We start from the raw sequence: 16,408 nt of genomic DNA, 5'->3' as shown, positions 1-16,408 counted from the left end.
TCTAGCGTGGAGGTCATGACGGTGATGGAGAGCAGTTCCGTACGGCCGGGCACCCTCGCTTCCGCCCCGAAGGCGCATCCACGCCCCGATGGGCAGGACCACTACACCATCAGCGAGGTCGTCGCCTTCTGCGGGCTCACCGCCCACACGTTGCGCTGGTACGAGCGGATCGGGCTGATGCCGCACGTCGACCGCTCCCACACGGGCCAGCGCCGCTTCAGCAACCGCGACCTGGACTGGCTGACCTTCGTCGGCAAGCTGAGGCTGACCGGGATGCCGGTCGCCGACATGGTCCGGTACGCCGAACTGCTCAGGGAGGGCGACCACACCTTCGCCGAGCGGCAGGAGTTGCTGGAAGCGACCCGGCGCGACGTGAAGACGCGGATCGCGGAACTCCAGGGGACGCTCGCCGTGCTCGACTTCAAGATCGACTTCTACGGTGGCGCCCGCGCGGCGTCGGAAGCGGAAAGGGCCTGACGACATGAGTGAGACCGGAAAGATCGCGACCGTACAGCTTGCCGACGGGGGCCCGCAGGTCGGTGTGCAGGGGCTCGGCTGCATGGGGATCAGCGAGTTCTACGGGGCCACTGACGAGGCGGGCGCCCGGGACACCCTGGAGGCTGCGCTGGAGGTCGGCGTCACCCTCTTCGACACCGCGGACATCTACGGGAGCGGTGCGAACGAGACGTTCCTCGCGCCGTTCGTCGGCGCGCACCGCGACGAGATCACGCTGGCGACCAAGTTCGCCATCGAGCGGAGGGACGACGACCCGCACTACCGGGGTGTGCGCAACGAGCCGGCGTACATCCGCCAGGCCGTGGAGGCCAGTCTGCGCCGGCTGGGCACCGAGGTCATCGACCTGTACTACATGCACCGCCGCGACCCGCTCGTCCCGCTCGCCGAATCGGTGGGCGCGATGGCCGAGCTCGTCCAGCAGGGCAAGGTCAAGCAGCTCGGGCTGAGCGAGGTGACCGGGGACGAGCTCCGCGAGGCGCATGCCGTGCATCCGATCGCGGCCCTCCAGTCCGAGTGGTCGCTCTTCAGCCGGGACGTGGAGCGCAGTGCCGTGCCCGCGGCCGTCGAGCTCGGGGTGGCCCTCGTGCCGTACTCGCCGCTCGGCCGCGGCTTCCTGACCGGGGCGTTCGCGGACGCGTCCAAGGACCTGGGGGAGGACGACTTCCGTAAGCACCAGCCGCGCTTCACCGGGGAGAACGCGAAGACCAACGCCGCGCTGCTGGAGCCGGTGCACAAGATCGCTGCGGCGCACGGTGTGACGGCCGCGCAGGTCGCCCTGGCCTGGGTCCAGCAGCGCGCGCAGGTGCACGAGCTGACCGTGGTCCCGATCCCCGGTACGCGTAAGCGCAGCCGCCTGCTGGAGAACGTGGCGGCGACCCGGCTCACGCTGACCGAGCAGGAGCTGGAGCAGCTGGAGCCCATCGCGGGGCAGGTCGCCGGGGACCGCTACCCGGACATGAGCAACACCGCCACCGCACGGGAGTAGGCGGTATCGGGCGCCCCGGCAGACACCACGCCGGGGCGCCTGCCGGTGTTCCCCGCGGGGGTCGTCTCCCACTAGTTAAGTTTGATTAGTTGGGCGTCGACGCGTACGTTCGAGGTCCCGGCCTGCTGCCGCGCGCAGGAGGCCGGGTGCCGAGGCGAGCCCGAGAGCCGTGGGGGAACCGTGCCGGACACCGTGCCCGAGACGACGTACGCGAACGAGACGACCGTGCCCCTGCTGCCGTGCTCGGCGGTGCAGGAGACGCTGGACTTCTACCAGGCCCTCGGTTTCGAGGTCACCTACCGGCAGACGAAGCCGTACCTCTATCTCGCCCTGCGCCGGGGCGGGATCGATGTGCACTTCGGCAGGCCGCCGAAGGGCTACGATCCGGACCGGCAGGACGGCGGGGGCTGCCTGGTCCTCGTCGACGCCGTCGCGCCGTACCACGCCGCCTTCACCCGGGGCCTGCGTGCCGCCTACGGCAAGGTGCCGGTCTCCGGGCGTCCTCGGATCACGCGCTTCCGCCCGGGGCAGAGCCGCTTCACGCTCGTCGACCCGTCCGGCAACTCCCTGATCTTCATCCAGCGAGACGAACCTGCGGAGCTGGAGTACGGCGGTTCACGGAAGCTGCAGGGGCTCGCGAAGACCCTTGACAACGCCCGGATCCTCCGCGAGTTCAAGAACGACGACCGTGCCGCCTTCCGGGCGGTCAGGTCGGGGCTCCGCAGGCACGGACCACAGGCGCGGGACGTCGAGCGGGCGCTGGCCCTGGCGGTCCTCGTGGAGCTCGCGACCGCCCTGGACGAGCCGGGCGAGACCGAGGAGTGGCTCCGGGAGCTGGGGACGATCCGGCTCACCGAGGCGGAACGGCGGCAGGTCGAGGGCGAACTGCGCAACGCCGAACGCCTGGAGGAGTGGCTGACGGGGGAGCCGGCCACCCTCGACACCTCTGCCGACTGAACGGCGGCCGGCGGTCCGGCGTCCTCACGCCAGCCGGAGCGCGAAGACCGCGAAGCCTGCCGCGAGCAGCCCGGCCGCTGCCCGGCGGGCGGTCGCGGTCCGGCCGGTGGTCTGCCAGGGCGCCTCGAACCTGCGGGCGTACCGGGAGATCCCGACGAGCAGGGCCGCGAACAGGGGTATCCACGCCAGCCGGGCCAGGATCCAGCCGATCGAGTCCGGGTCCGTGGTCAGCCCGGGCACGGCGCCGGCGAAGGAGGCCGGGACGGCGGCGGCCAGCATCGCCGTCTGGTGCCAGCACAGGATCGTCATCGCCGACAGGTTGATGATCACCACGGGCGCCCACAATGCGGGGCGGCGCAGCGCCCGGCCGATCCGGCCGTGCAGCAGGACCGCCGCACCGCTCTGCGCCGAGGCCAGCGCGAGGACCAGCAGCGACGGCGGATGCGAATTGGTCCGGGCCTCGCCGGGTACGCCGACCATCGAGGCCGGGTAGTGGAAGGCGAGCAGCAGCACGGCGAACAGGGCGGTGCCGCCGACGAGCAGGAGCCGGGCGCCCCGCCGGGAGAGCCGGCCCTCGCCCCAGGAGACGCCGAGCTGATACGCGAAGAGCCAGCCGGGCAGGATGTTCAGCAGACTCAGCCAGGACGGCACGGCGTCCGCGTACGGCCCGTAGCGCAGGAAGTCGACCGCGGCGACCGAGCCGATCAACGGGGCGGCCGCCCAGCCGCCGAGCCGTCGGGCCATTCGTACGCAGTACGGCGTCAACGCCGTGACCACGGCGTACACCCCGACGAACCAGAGCGGCTGGATCACCAGCTTCGCCCCCGTACGCAAGGTGTCCTCGGGGACGCCGGCGGCGTACAGCACCGGGATCATCAGAGCCCACACGGCGGTCACACCGAGCACGGGCCTGCCCAGCCGGACCATCCGGCCGCGCAGCCACGCGCCGGTGGTGGACGGACGGCGGTGGTAGGAGAGGACGGAGGCGTAGCCACCGACCAGGAAGAACACGCCGAGCATCTGGAGCACCCAGCTCACCGGGGAGAACACGGCGAACGTGGAGAGCGGGCTGGCGTTGTGCAGGCCGCCCTCGCTGTCCAGGCCGAACCCGCCGAGCAGCCAGTGACCGGCCGGTACGGCCATCAGTGCCAGGGCGCGCAGCCCGTCGACCGCGCGGTCGCGGTGGGCGGGGGTGCTCGCGTCGATCCGGGAGACCAGCTGCCGGGCGCTCATCGGGAGACCCCCTCGGCGATGGCGGTGAAGGCGGCGAGCGAGTCCGTGCCGGGGGCGAAGTAACCGGTGTGGCCCTCGGCGTCCTCCGCGGGCACCCGTCGTGCACCGAACTCCTCGTCGGCCGGGTCGGCGCCGTGGCCGAGACCCGCCACCCGGACATGCGGTACGTCGTCGATCCAGTCGGTGTCGTCCTTGGCCGCCCACACCTCGGCGGTGGTGTGCAGACCGGCCACGTCGTCCGCGCGCATCCCGGGGGAGCCCAGCACCACCAGGTCCGTGGCGCCGAGCCCGGAGGCCGCCAGCCCGCACACCACCGAGCCGTAGCTGTGGCAGAACACGACGGGCGCGGGCAGACCGTCGGCCGCGAGACCCGCCGTGAACCGGGTCAGCCGCTCCGCCCCCGCCTCGGCCAGGCCGCCCGTCGCGGCGTCCAGGCCGACGCCGACCGGGGTCGTGTAACCGGCCCAGGCGATCACGGCACTGCCCCGGCCCGTCCCGGCGTAAAGGGACTTGGCCATGCCCGCCGGGGTGCCGTACACGTCGCCGCGCCGGTCGAAGGTCCCCGCGTCGATGTCCGACCCGGGCACCACGACGGACACATGCCGTGCGGACCGCAAATTCCCGAACACCTCGGCGACCTGGCCGCGACCGCGGGGGTCGAAGGCGAGGATCTGCCGGCCGGACGCGGCGAGCCCGGCGTACCGGTCGTCGTCGGAGGCGCGCAGGGCAAGGGCGTTGGCGCGGTAGCGGAGCTCCAGCGGCGCCCCGTCCAGATTGCCGACGACCGAGGGATGCCGCTCCAGCAGCACCTGCTGCTCGGCCGCGCTCAACCCACGGAAGAACGCCCGCACCTGCCCGGGAGTCGCGCGGCCCGGGTCCGGCAGCTCCCGGCCCAGCACGTCGTCGGCACGCCACGAGGCGCTGCCGGGCGGCGGCCCCGTCACCGCCCGCTGGGTGTTCCCGGACGCCCAGCCGGCCGTCCCCGCCACCACGGTGGTCGCCAGTGCGACCGCGGCCAGCGTCCTCGCGAATCGGCGCATCGTGCCCTCCCCTTCCGGTTCCGGCACACCGTGCGGTGTGCCGGAGAGGAAGGTAGGAAGGCGGTGGGTGACAGGGCGTCACACCGGGGAGCCAACTGTCCGGTGCTACCGGGGTAGGGGGCGTACGGGGGGAAAGCCCCACGTCGGGCAGGGGGTCAGCGGGTGGGAGCGGCCACGCCCTGCCTGGCGCAGGGCAGGGCGTGGCCGCTACCCCTCGCCCGGAGCCACCAGCCCCGACTCGTACGCGAAGATCACGGCCTGCGCCCGGTCCCGGAGGCCGAGCTTCGCCAGCACCTTGCCGATGTGCGTCTTCACCGTCTGCTCGGCCAGCACCAGCCGCGCCGCGATCTCCTGGTTCGACAGGCCCCGGGCGATCAGCTCCAGGACCTCCGTCTCACGCGGCGTCAGGCCGTTCAGCCGCAGCGCCGGACCGCCGGACGGCGGTGCCGGGCGCTGACGTGCGAAGTCCGCGATGAGCCGCCGCGTCACGGACGGCGCGAGAAGCGCGTCCCCCGCGGCCACGACCCGCACCGCCGAGATCAGGTCCGCCGGCGGGGCGTCCTTCAGGAGGAACCCGGACGCACCGGCGCGCAGCGCCTCGTACACGTAGTCGTCGACGTCGAAGGTGGTGAGCATCAGGACCTTCGGCCGGTGCACCACCCCCATCGGCGGGCTCAGCAGCTCGCGGGCGGCGGCCAGTCCGTCCATCTCCGGCATCCTGACGTCCATCAGGACGACGTCCGGGTGTACCGACCTGCTGACCTGGACGCCCTGGCGCCCGTCCGGGGCCTCGCCCACCACGTCGATATCGCTCTGCGCCGCCAGCAGCGCGGCGAACCCGGCCCGCACCATGGCCTGGTCGTCGACGATGATCACGCGGATGGTCACGATTCCTCCGGAGTCACGGATGCAGAGGGCGGCCGATGCGGTGGCAGCGGGAGCCGTGCGGCCACCCGGAAGCCCCCGTCCGGCAGGGGACCGGTGTCGAGTGTGCCGCCGGTCAACCGTACGCGTTCCCGCATACCGACCAGCCCGTGCCCCGTCCCCGACGTCTCCAGCGGCGAACCCGGCTTCCGCCCCTCCTCGTTCACGACCAGCACCGTCAGATGGCCGTCGCGCGCCGTGACCGACACCCGGGTCCGCGCACCCGGCGCGTGCCGCACCACATTGGCCAGCGCCTCCTGCACGATGCGGTACGCCGACAGGTCCACCGTCTGCGGAACCCCGCCCCGCTCCACCGCCTCCCGCACGTCCGCCGCCATGGACAGCTCGGCCGGGAGCCCCGCCCGTACGGTCGCCTCCACCAGTTGCTGCACCCGGTCGAGTCCGGGCTGCGGGGCGAGCTCGCCCCGGCTGCCGTCGCTGCGCAGGACCGACAGCAGCCGGCGCATCTCGGCCAGCGACTCCCGGGCCCCGGCCGCGATCGAGGCGAACTCCGCCCGCGCCTCCTCGGAGAGCCCGCCGACCCGGTACGGCGCCGAGTCGGCCTGCACCGTGATCACCGACATGTGGTGCGCGACCACGTCATGGAGCTCCCGGGCGATCCGGGTGCGCTCCTCCAGCAGCGTGCGCTGCGCCCGCTCGGCCTCGCTGATCGTCTCCTGCTCGACGAGCCGGCGCTGGGCCTCGCTCCGCTCGCGTACCGCCGCCCCGATCACCAGCACCACCCCGCCGAGGATGAACAGCAGGAGGGCGCCGCCGTCGCTGCGCGCGGGCGCCACCAGATGCAGCAGGAGCCCGGCCGCGCCCGTCATCAGCCAGACGCCGATGGAGGTGCGCCGGCTCTCGCGCAGTCCCAGGAAGAGCAGGACGAAGAGGTAGCCGACGATGGCCGGCGGGGTCCACGGCCAGATGGTGCCCTGCTGGTCCGGCCGCGCCAGCAGCACCAGGGCGCCCACCACGTCGGCGGCGAAGACGATCCACCAGGCCTGCAGCGGCCGGTGCGCCAGCATCAGCAGAGGCGCGGCCTGACCGACGGCCAGGGCGCCGGCGACTCCGCCGCCTACCCCGTAGTCGCTGGTCAGCACGTTGATCGTGACGGGGACGAGGGCGGCGGTGAGGGCGAGCACGACCGCGTACGGCAGCAGCCGCAGCCAACGCCTGGGGGAGTCGGCGAACAGGGGGGTCGGCGGGTGGGACGCGTGGGACAGCCCGTGGGCGAGCTCGCGCAGATTGCGGCGGGCGGCGCTCAGCAGACCGTCGGCGGGCGGGGGCCCGGTGGGAGATGGGGGCATGATCGGGTCAGAGTAGGCGCGGAGTGTGCCGGGCGGCGTCATACCGGAGGGTGGACCGCGGGCCGCCGGTCCCGTACCCGGGTAGGGGACGGGACCGGCGGCCCGTCTCACAGCTCCGCGAGGAGTTCCGCCTTCTTCGCGCTGTACTCCGCGTCCGTGACCAGGCCCGCCTGGTGCAGGTCCCCGAGGTGGCGTATCCGTTCCGCGATGTCCGCGGGGTCGCGCCGCGCGCCGCCCACCGGGACCGGCGCGGTCGCGACCGGCACCGACTGGGTCCGGCGGACGGACTCCAGGACCGCCGCCGCGAAGGGCAGCGACTCGTGCACCGGCCCGTAGCCCAGACCGAACACCACGGCGGCGGGGTCCTGGTCCGGCTGGGCGCGGACGGGCGTCTGCCCGCCGGGCACCGGGTCCGGTCCGGGGCCGTCCGCGTCGGAGTCCGCCGCAGTGCCGCGTGGCAGCAGCCGGAGATACCCCTCGAAGGCCTCGGGCGAACGCCACTCGATCCCGCCCAGCTCCGCGACGGGGAACGTCTGGTCGCCCGCCTTCCACTTGGCGCTCGACGCCCCCGTCCAGAACCACCGGAAGGAGACCAGGGAGCCGTCGAAGCCGGCCCGGCCGTCGTACGCCTTGAAGTGCATGGGCGCCTCGGGTGCCGTCACCATGAAGCGTTCGGCCGGCAGGGCCGCCTCGGATCCGAGCAGGGCGCGCAGCTCGTCGGCGTAGTACTCGGCGATCGTCTCGCGTTCGGCGGGCAGCACCAGGCGGTAGGGGTCGTTCCCCTCCTTGAGCTGCCCGGCCGCGGCCGCGAGCAGCGGATCGGCACCTGGTCTCGGCACCGCGCGCAGGACCACCGTGCCCCGCTTGCCGGGGGTCAGCGTCACCGAAGACAACGCCGCGTACGGAATGCGGCGTTCACGCAGGCTCTGGAAGAGCTTCGGCGCGCGGATCCCCCGTTCGAAGCGGATGAGCACGGAGTCGGTGTCGAACTCCCAGGTGGCATGAATTCCGGCCAGCACATCACCCATGTGCCTCATCGTATGTGGCACAGGCCCGCACGTCCCCCTTCGGTACAGGCAGAATCGCGCCCAGGCAGACAGGCCGTTCGCCGTTCTCTACGCGCGTCAGACGTCTTTCTACGCGCGTCAGGCCTCTGAATCGCCGGAAATCTCCCGGTGGCACGCTCCGTCAGTGCTCGCACAGCTGACCGAATCGTAGGCCCCGACGCCGATCGCGGCGAAGTTGTCGAGACTCTCCGTGCCCGGCTCGAAATAGCCGCTGTGCCCGATCGCGCCGTTCGCCGACACGATCCGCGCTCCGAAGGCGGGATCGACCGGGTCGGCGCCGTGTCCGAGCCCGCCGAACGCCATGTTCGGCACATCCGCGATCCAGTCGTCGCTGTCCCGCATCGCCCAGACCCTCGCCTCCGTGTGCAGGGCCTCGGCGTTGTCCGCCCGCATCCCGGGGCTGCCGGCCACCGCGATGTCGGACACCCTGGACGGCAGCTCGTCCGCCGCCACGCCGCACAGCACGGAGCCGTAGCTGTGGCAGAACAGCGAGACGTCCGACGCGCCGGGCAACGCGTCCAGGAGGCCGTTCAGCCGCTCGGCCCCCTCCGTCGCGAGCCCGCCCAGCGCGGAGTCCATGCCGATCCCCACGGGCGCCGTGTAGTCGGCCCACGCGATGACCGCCGTACGCGAACCGGGACGCGCCGAGCGCTCCGCGGCGTACAGCGACTGCGCCATGCCGACGGGCGCCGCGTTCTTCTTGACGCCGGTGCGCTCCAGCGTCAGGAGATTCGTGTCGACCCCCGGGACGACGACGGAGATCCGCTCGGCCCGGTCGAGATCGCCGAGGACCTCGGCCGCCCTGCCGCGGCCCGACGGGTCGAAGGCGAGGAACTGCCGGTCACCGGAGAGCATGGACCGGAAACGTTCGAGCCGGAGCGCGGACTGATGGCGCCCGTCCGGTGAGAGACGTGTGTCCTGTGCCCGCTCTTCCTCGGCCGATTCCGCCTGCGCCAGTGCGTGCCGGTTGGCCCGGTAGCGCAGGGTGACCGGGGCGCCGTCGAGATTTCCCACCACCAGCGGGTACTTGTCGGCCAGGGCGACCTGCTGGCCCGCCGTGAGCGTCGCGAAGAAGTGCGCCAGCCGGTAGGCCGGAGCACTCACGTCCGGGAGGGCGTGACCCGCTATGCGGTCCTTCGCCCAGGACGCGAGCGCCGTCTCGCGCGGCGCTGACGAGTGCTGATGACGCACGGCGGTCCAGCCGGTGGTCGCCAGCATCACGAACACGACCGCGACGGCGAGCAGAGCGCGCCACGCGGTGAGAGTGGGGGAGGAGTCGAAGGAAGTCACTGCGCCCCACCCTAGGAGACGCGCGTGTGACGTCGTCGCAGGGGTGACACGGATCACTCGACCGCGGGGAATTGACCGTCCGTCTCTTACGCTCCGTGAGCACCGGACCCACGATCCGACGCCGCTGAAGCCCGTCGCGTACGCGAATCGGCCCGCGGGGCGGGGACCTTGTGACTTCGGCCATGCGGGAGCGGTGAGGGGTGCGGCACAGTTGTGCGGTTCGCGTAAGCGTGCTTACGCGGCGCGCCAGTTCCCGGAGAGAGCAGGTCCGAGCTGGTCCAGGTGGAGTTCGGTCAGCTCCCGCAGCACCTCCACCCCGGCGTCCCTCCGGCGGCCCCACAGCTGTCCGGTCATCCGCATCACCCCGGAGAACGCGGCGACGGCCACCCGCGGGCGCGGATCCGCCTCCGGGTCGACACCCTCACGCTCCGCGATCAGCAGGGCGGTCTGCTGCTCCAGGCCGATGTGGCGGCGCATGTGGGCGGCGTGCAGGACGGGGGTCGACTCGATCACCCGGTAGGCACGCATCTGGAGTTCGACCGTGACGTCGTCATCGGCCTCGGCGATGGCTACCCAGGCGTCCAGGGCCGCTCGCCGCATTGCCTCGAAAGGGGACTCGGCGGCGGGACGTTGACGCAGCTCCGCGAGGAAGCGCGCGTCCACTGCCTCCTGGACGGCGAAGGCGACGGCCTCCTTGTTGGCGAAGTAACGGAAGAAGGTGCGCTGCGAGACGTCGACGGCGCCGGCGATCTCGTCGACCGTCGTCCGGTCGTAGCCCTGTGCGGTGAAGAGCCTGAGGGCGGTGTGCAGCAGGGCCTCGCGGGTGCGCCGCTTCCTGCGTTCGCGCAATCCCGTCGGAGCCCCCGGCACGGGAACCCCGGTCGGAGCCCCCGGCACGGGAACCCCGGAAGTCTGCCTGCGTGTCACGTGCCGGACCTCTTTTCCCTGCTTTTACCTGCTCAGCCTACCTGTGAGCTACATGACAGTTACCGTCTCGTGAATTGGTTGGTCAACTGTCAGTAGCTGACATAACGTCCTGCGTATGACTAGTCAGACCACTGTCGACAAGGCGCCGCGGGAGCCTGAAGACGCCCTTGTCCCCGCACCGGTGAAAGGGCTGCGCGGCCACCCGTGGCTGACGCTGTTCGCCGTCGCCATCGGCGTGATGATGGTGGCGCTCGACGGCACGATCGTCGCGATCGCCAACCCCGCCATCCAGCAGGACCTCGGCGCCTCGCTCGCCGACGTCCAGTGGATCACCAACGGCTACATGCTCGCCCTCGCGGTCTCGCTGATCACCGCGGGCAAGCTCGGTGACCGCTTCGGCCACCGGCAGACGTTCCTCATCGGCATCGCGGGCTTCGCCGCCGCGTCGGCGGCCATCGGCCTCTCCCAGGGCGTGACCCTGGTGATCGTCTTCCGGGTGCTCCAGGGTCTCTTCGGCGCACTGCTGATGCCGGCGGCGCTCGGCCTGCTGCGCGCCACCTTCCCCGCCGAGAAGCTGAACATGGCGATCGGCATCTGGGGCATGGTGATCGGCGCCTCGACCGCGGGCGGCCCCATCCTCGGCGGTGTGCTCGTGGAGCACGTCAACTGGCAGTCCGTCTTCTTCATCAACGTGCCGGTCGGTGTGCTCGCGCTCGTCTTCGGTCTGGTGATCCTCAAGGACCACCGCGCCGAGAACGCGCCCAGGTCCTTCGACATCGGCGGCATCGTGCTGCTGTCGCTGGCGATGTTCTGCCTGATCTGGTCGCTGATCAAGGGCTCCGAGTGGGGCTGGGGCGACCCGAAGACCGTCGGCTTCCTCGTCGCCGCCGTCGTCCTGTTCGCCGCGTTCGCGTTCGCCCAGACGAAGGTCAGGGAGCCGCTGATCCCGCTGGCCATGTTCCGCTCCGTGCCGCTGTCGGCCGGTGTGGTCCTGATGGTGCTGATGGCCTTCGCATTCATGGGCGGCCTGTTCTTCGTCACCTTCTACCTGCAGAACGTCCATGGCATGAGCCCCGTCGACAGCGGTCTGCACCTGCTGCCGCTGACCGGAATGATGATCGTCGGCTCACCGCTCGCCGGCGCCGCGATCACCAGGTTCGGCCCGCGTGTGCCGCTGGTCGGCGGCATGGTGTCCGTCGCGGTCGCCATGTTCGGGATGTCCCAGCTGAGCATCGGCACCGGCACGCTGACCATGTCGCTCTGGTTCGCGCTGCTCGGATTCGGTCTCGCGCCGGTCATGGTCGGCGCCACCGAGGTCATCGTGGGCAACGCCCCGATGGAGCTCTCCGGTGTCGCGGGCGGGCTCCAGCAGGCCGGCATGCAGGTCGGCGGAAGCCTGGGTACGGCCGTCCTGGGCGCCGTCATGGCCGCCCAGGTCGACGCGAAGCTCGGCGACAACTGGAAGGCCGCGGAACTCCCGCCGGCCGACCCGGCGCAGCTGGACCAGGCGTCCGCGGCCATCAAGGTCGGTATGCCGCCGGTCGCGCCCGGCACCCCGCCGGAGGTGGCGGCGAAGATCACGGACGTCGCCCATGACACGTTCGTGTCGGGCATGAGCTCGGCCTTCATGGTCGCCGGCATCGTCGCGGTGGTGGCCGCCCTGGTCGCCATGCTCACCAAGCGGGGCGAGAACGCCGAGGCCGGAGTGGGCGCGGGCCACATCTGACCCGTCGCGGAACCCCGGCCCGCCCCGGGTGACGCCTGGGCACCGGGCGTCAACACAGCGCACCCGACAGCCCCGCCGGACGGTTCCGGCGGGGCTGTCGCCTATCAGGGTGGTCCGCCGCCCGACCCCTTCCCGGTCCGTCCTTCCGCAGGTCAGAGTGCGGGCATGGCGAGCCGCCCGGTTCGCCGGCGCCGCGTCGGCAGAGGTCCGCCCCCTCGGGCACACCTCGGCCGGCGCGGCACTCGACCACGGGGGTTGATCCATCATGCGCAAGACCGTCCTCGCCGCCGCCCTGGCGGCCACCGCACTCGTCCCGGCAACGGCCATGTCCTCCGGCGCCGCGCCGGCCGCCCACCAGGGGCCCGCCGGACAGGAGCGCTCCCGCAGCGCCCCGCAGTCCGCCCCGGCAGGGCTCGCGCCGTGCGGCGCGGGACAGCTCTGCCTCTGGGCGAAGTCGGACTTCACCGGGACCAGGCAGGTCCACGAGCTGTCCACCGTGGACATCGAGAGCTGTGTCCCCCTGCCGTCCGGAGGCCACGCCCAGGCGCTCGTCAACCGCACCGGGCGGCCCGTCACCACCTACCAGTCGGCCGAGTGCGCGGAGACCGGCGAGTTCGAGACGTACCCGGGCGGCGGCACCTGGGTACCCCGGTCGCCGTACGCGGTCCGGGCCTTCAAGATCTGGGAGAGCTGAGCGGACGCCGAAGGGCGGCGGAGCCGTGAAGCTCCGCCGCCCTTCTTCCGGAACCGTGGTTCCTTACGCGTCGCCGCCCTCCGGGCCGGGGCCCGCGGCAGCCACGTCCAGCAGCTCGTAGCGGTCCAGCGCCGTCTTCAGCGCCGAGCGGTCGACCTTGCCTTCCTTGGCCAACTCCGTCAGCACCGCGAGCACGATCGACTGCGCGTCGATGTGGAAGAAGCGGCGGGCCGCCCCCCGGGTGTCGGCGAAGCCGAAACCGTCCGCGCCCAGCGACTGGTAGGCGCCGGGGACCCAGCGCGCGATCTGGTCGGGTACGGAGCGCATCCAGTCCGAGACCGCCACGAACGGGCCCTCGGAGCCGGAGAGCTTCCGCGTCACGTACGGGACGCGCTGCTCCTCCTCCGGGTGGAGCAGGTTGTGGCGCTCCACCTCCACGGCCTCACGGCGCAGCTCGTTCCATGAGGTCGCCGACCAGACGTCCGCCTTCACGTTCCACTCGTCCGCGAGGATCCGCTGGGCCTCGACCGCCCACGGGACGGCCACGCCGGACGCCATGATCTGGGCCGGGATCTCGCCCCGCTCGCCGGCACGGTAGCGGTGCACGCCCTTGAGGATGCCCTCGACATCCACATCGGCGGGCTCGGCGGGGTGCTGGATCGGCTCGTTGTAGACGGTGAGGTAGTAGAAGACGTCCTCGTTCTCGTCGGGGGCCCCGCCGTACATCCGGCGCAGACCGTCCTTGACGATGTGCGCGATCTCGTACCCGAACGCCGGGTCGTAGGAGACACAGGCCGGGTTCGTCGAGGCGAGCAGCTGCGAGTGGCCGTCCGCGTGCTGAAGGCCCTCGCCGGTCAGCGTCGTACGGCCGGCGGTCGCGCCCAGGACGAATCCGCGCGAGAGCTGGTCGGCCATCTGCCAGAACTGGTCACCGGTCCGCTGGAAACCGAACATCGAGTAGAAGACGTACACCGGGATCAGCGGCTCGCCGTGCGTGGCGTACGCCGAACCCGCGGCGATCAGCGAGGCCGTGCAGCCGGCCTCGGAGATGCCGTCGTGCAGCATCTGACCGGTCGGCGACTCCTTGTACGCGAGGAGGAGCTCACGGTCCACGGACTCGTACTGCTGACCGAGCGGGTTGTAGATCTTCGCGCTCGGGAAGAACGCGTCCATGCCGAAGGTGCGGTACTCGTCGGGCGCGATCAGTACGAAGCGCTTGCCGATCTCCTTGTCCCGCATGAGGTCCTTCAGCACACGGACGAACGCCATGGTCGTGGCGATCGACTGCTGACCGGAGCCCTTCTTCGCGGTCGCGTACGCCTTGTCGTCAGGGAGAGGAAGCGGCTTCGCCCGCACCACACGCGTCGGGACGTAACCGCCCAGACCCTGGCGGCGGTCGTGCATGTACTGGATCTCCTCCGAGTCGCGGCCCGGGTGGTAGTACGGCGGGTTGCCGTCCTCCAGCTGCTTGTCCGCGATCGGGATGTGCAGGCGGTCACGGAAGCGCTTCAGGTCGTCCGCCGTGAGCTTCTTCATCTGGTGGGTCGCGTTGCGGCCCTCGAAGTTCGGTCCGAGCGTCCAGCCCTTGACCGTCTGCGCCAGGATCACGGTCGGCTGGCCCTTGTGGGCCTTGGCCGCCGAGTACGCCGCGTAGACCTTGCGGTGGTCGTGACCGCCGCGGCCCAGGTGCAGGATCTGCTCGTCGGACATGTCCTTGACCATGTCCCGCAGCCGCGGGTCGTCACCGAAGAAGTGGTCACGGATGTACGCCCCGGTCTCGGTCGCGTACGTCTGGAACTGGCCGTCCGGGGTGGTGTTCAGCTTGTTGACCAGGATGCCCGTGCGGTCCTGCGCGAGCAGCGGGTCCCAGGTGCGGTCCCAGACCAGCTTGATGACGTTCCAGCCGGCACCGCGGAACTGCGACTCCAGCTCCTGGATGATCTTGCCGTTGCCGCGCACCGGGCCGTCGAGGCGCTGCAGGTTGCAGTTCACCACGAAGGTGAGGTTGTCCAGCCCCTCACGGGCGGCGATGGAGAGCTGGCCGAGCGACTCGGGCTCGTCCATCTCGCCGTCGCCGAGATAGGCCCAGACGTGCGACTTGGAGGTGTCGGCGATTCCGCGCGCCTCCATGTAGCGGTTCATCCGGGCCTGGTAGATCGCACCGAGCGGGCCGAGACCCATCGAGACGGTCGGGAACTCCCAGAAGTCCGGCATCGACCGCGGGTGCGGGTAGCTGGAGAGCGCGTGGCCCGCCTTCGACTTCTCCTGGCGGAACCCGTCGAGCTGGGCCTCGCTCAGCCGGTCGAGCAGGAAGGCGCGGGCGTAGATGCCCGGGGACGCGTGTCCCTGGAAGAAGATCTGGTCACCGCCCAGACCGTCGTCCTTGCCGCGGAAGAAGTGGTTGAAGCCCACGTCGTACAGCGAGGCGGAGGAGGCGAACGTGGCGATGTGGCCGCCGACACCGATCCCGGGACGCTGCGCGCGGGAGACCATCACCGCGGCGTTCCACCGGGTCGCGTTGAGGACCTTGCGCTCGATCTCCTCGTCGCCCGGGAAGAACGGCTCGTCCTTCGTGGCGATCGTGTTGATGTAGTCGGTGCTGCGCATCTCGGGCACGGCCACGCGCTTCTCGCGCGCGCGCTCGATGAGCCGGAGCATCAGATAGCGGGCCCGCTCACGGCCGCGCTCGTCGACGGCGGCGTCGAGGGAGTCGAGCCATTCCTGGGTCTCTTCAGGATCGAAGTCCGGGACCTGGCTCGGAAGGCCGCCAATGATGATCGGGTTGCGATCGGATCCGGAAGCCACGCTGTTCCTTCGCTGTTCGGTGGTGCTCTTCGGGGCCTGTATGCGGGGAACGTACCCCCGGGCGGCTGCTGTACGCCGCCTCCATCGTGTACCGCGAGGAGCTGGACGTCATCTCTACTGTGGGGTAACACGAGGTTCCAGGACGCCGGGTCCGGGCACCTGTACCAGCAGCGCGAGAGCAGTCCTGCCCAAACCGCAACCATACGCCCAACCCGGCCAAGCGTTCCCAAAGCCCGTTCGAATCCGAATGGCGGGGCGAAACGGCATAAGCTGAGGAAGGACGACAGGTCCACAAAGGGCCCGGACACCAATTCGGGCCCCGCAGGAGAGATGCCGGTAGTTGCGGCGACGTGGCAGGGAACGTCACCGTTTAGGCGGTCTCGGACGCCGGGTACTTGCGCGATTCGCCGAGCCCGTGTGGACTACGGCCAATGCCCCGCGCACGCGCGTGGCTGAAGCATTTTCCGAAACATGATCAGGAGGCAACCCGTGAGCGCGACCGCGGACCACGCGGAGGAACGGACCAACATGGCCGCGAGGCTTGGGTTCGAACCCGGACAGGTGGTCCAGGAGATCGGCTACGACGACGACGTCGAGCAGGAGCTCCGTGAGGGCATTGAGGCCACAATCGGCCAGGAACTCGTCGACGAGGAGTACGACGACGTCGCTGACGTCGTCCTGCTCTGGTTCCGTGACGAGGACGGCGACCTTACGGACGCGCTGGTGGATGCCATTGGTCTGATCGAGGACGGTGGGGCGGTCTGGCTGCTGACGCCCAAGACCGGCCGCGACGGATACGTCGAACCGAGCGACATCAACGAGGCTGCCCAGACAGCTGGTCTCGCCCAGACCAAGAGCATCAGCGCGGGCAAGGACTGGACGGGCAGCCGTCTGGTCACCCCCAAGGGGGCTCCGGCCAAGCGCTGAGGGCTCT

Annotated in this window: 14 protein-coding genes; 6 read left to right on the top strand and 8 right to left on the bottom strand. The window is 71.2% G+C overall.

Annotated features, from left to right (window positions below):
- Positions 1-15: 15 nt before the first annotated feature.
- The 3 genes from AB0P41_RS01460 to AB0P41_RS01450 all read left to right on the top strand — a co-directional run bounded on the left by AB0P41_RS01460 (position 16) and on the right by AB0P41_RS01450 (position 2,458).
- Positions 16-477 carry a MerR family transcriptional regulator gene (locus AB0P41_RS01460; protein WP_356707545.1) on the top strand — a complete coding sequence of 154 codons (462 nt, stop codon included), beginning with the start codon at positions 16-18 and terminating at the stop codon, positions 475-477.
- Positions 478-481: 4 nt separating this feature from the next.
- Positions 482-1,501 carry an aldo/keto reductase gene (locus AB0P41_RS01455; RefSeq protein ID WP_356707544.1) on the top strand — a complete coding sequence of 340 codons (1,020 nt, stop codon included), beginning with the start codon at positions 482-484 and terminating at the stop codon, positions 1,499-1,501.
- Positions 1,502-1,681: 180 nt separating this feature from the next.
- Positions 1,682-2,458: a glyoxalase gene (locus tag AB0P41_RS01450; protein ID WP_365929373.1), complete on the top strand. Its 777-nt coding sequence runs from the start codon at positions 1,682-1,684 to the stop codon at positions 2,456-2,458.
- 24 nt (positions 2,459-2,482) lie between these two features.
- On the opposite strand, the gene AB0P41_RS01445 is transcribed toward AB0P41_RS01450, so the two are convergent.
- From AB0P41_RS01445 to AB0P41_RS01415, 7 genes are all read right to left on the bottom strand, one after another.
- Positions 2,483-3,691 carry an acyltransferase gene (locus AB0P41_RS01445; protein ID WP_356707542.1) on the bottom strand — a complete coding sequence of 403 codons (1,209 nt, stop codon included), beginning with the start codon at positions 3,689-3,691 and terminating at the stop codon, positions 2,483-2,485.
- A complete protein-coding gene (locus AB0P41_RS01440; protein WP_365929370.1) occupies positions 3,688-4,731 on the bottom strand; it encodes an alpha/beta hydrolase in 1,044 nt (347 codons plus the stop codon). The genes AB0P41_RS01445 and AB0P41_RS01440 overlap by 4 nt, the downstream gene beginning before the upstream one ends.
- A 207-nt stretch (positions 4,732-4,938) precedes the next feature.
- Positions 4,939-5,619, bottom strand: coding sequence for a response regulator transcription factor (locus AB0P41_RS01435; RefSeq protein ID WP_356707540.1), 681 nt, complete (start codon positions 5,617-5,619; stop codon positions 4,939-4,941).
- Entirely contained in the window at positions 5,616-6,965 is a 1,350-nt protein-coding gene (locus AB0P41_RS01430; RefSeq protein ID WP_365929368.1) for a sensor histidine kinase, read from the bottom strand. Before AB0P41_RS01430 ends, AB0P41_RS01435 begins: the two co-directional genes overlap by 4 nt.
- Positions 6,966-7,072: 107 nt before the next feature.
- Positions 7,073-7,993, bottom strand: a complete 921-nt coding sequence (locus tag AB0P41_RS01425; protein WP_356707538.1) for a DUF4429 domain-containing protein — start codon at positions 7,991-7,993, stop codon at positions 7,073-7,075.
- Between the two features lie 117 nt (positions 7,994-8,110).
- Positions 8,111-9,322: an alpha/beta hydrolase gene (locus AB0P41_RS01420; protein ID WP_365929365.1), complete on the bottom strand. Its 1,212-nt coding sequence runs from the start codon at positions 9,320-9,322 to the stop codon at positions 8,111-8,113.
- A 234-nt stretch (positions 9,323-9,556) separates the two neighbouring features.
- Complete coding sequence (locus AB0P41_RS01415) at positions 9,557-10,171, bottom strand: TetR family transcriptional regulator (protein WP_356707536.1); 615 nt, start codon at positions 10,169-10,171, stop codon at positions 9,557-9,559.
- Positions 10,172-10,364: 193 nt separating this feature from the next.
- Here AB0P41_RS01415 and AB0P41_RS01410 point away from each other — a divergent pair, with 193 nt between their 5' ends.
- Both AB0P41_RS01410 and AB0P41_RS01405 read left to right on the top strand, forming a co-directional pair.
- Complete coding sequence (locus AB0P41_RS01410; RefSeq protein WP_356707535.1) at positions 10,365-11,975, top strand: MFS transporter; 1,611 nt, start codon at positions 10,365-10,367, stop codon at positions 11,973-11,975.
- 265 nt (positions 11,976-12,240) lie between these two features.
- Positions 12,241-12,669 (top strand): peptidase inhibitor family I36 protein, encoded by a 429-nt coding sequence (locus tag AB0P41_RS01405; RefSeq protein WP_356707534.1) that lies wholly within the window; start codon positions 12,241-12,243, stop codon positions 12,667-12,669.
- 63 nt (positions 12,670-12,732) lie between these two features.
- Here AB0P41_RS01405 and aceE read toward each other — a convergent pair whose 3' ends face one another.
- Positions 12,733-15,474 carry a pyruvate dehydrogenase (acetyl-transferring), homodimeric type gene (aceE, locus tag AB0P41_RS01400; RefSeq protein ID WP_356707533.1) on the bottom strand — a complete coding sequence of 914 codons (2,742 nt, stop codon included), beginning with the start codon at positions 15,472-15,474 and terminating at the stop codon, positions 12,733-12,735.
- A gap of 489 nt (positions 15,475-15,963) precedes the next feature.
- On the opposite strand from aceE, the gene AB0P41_RS01395 reads away from it, so the two are divergent.
- Positions 15,964-16,401 carry a DUF3052 domain-containing protein gene (locus AB0P41_RS01395; RefSeq protein ID WP_356707532.1) on the top strand — a complete coding sequence of 146 codons (438 nt, stop codon included), beginning with the start codon at positions 15,964-15,966 and terminating at the stop codon, positions 16,399-16,401.
- Positions 16,402-16,408 lie beyond the last annotated feature (7 nt).

The organism is Streptomyces sp. NPDC079167, assembly GCF_040686735.1.
In the GTDB taxonomy this organism is placed as follows: domain Bacteria; phylum Actinomycetota; class Actinomycetes; order Streptomycetales; family Streptomycetaceae; genus Streptomyces.
Note: the sequence above shows the minus strand (reverse complement) of the source record. Positions and strands in the feature narration are given on the sequence as shown.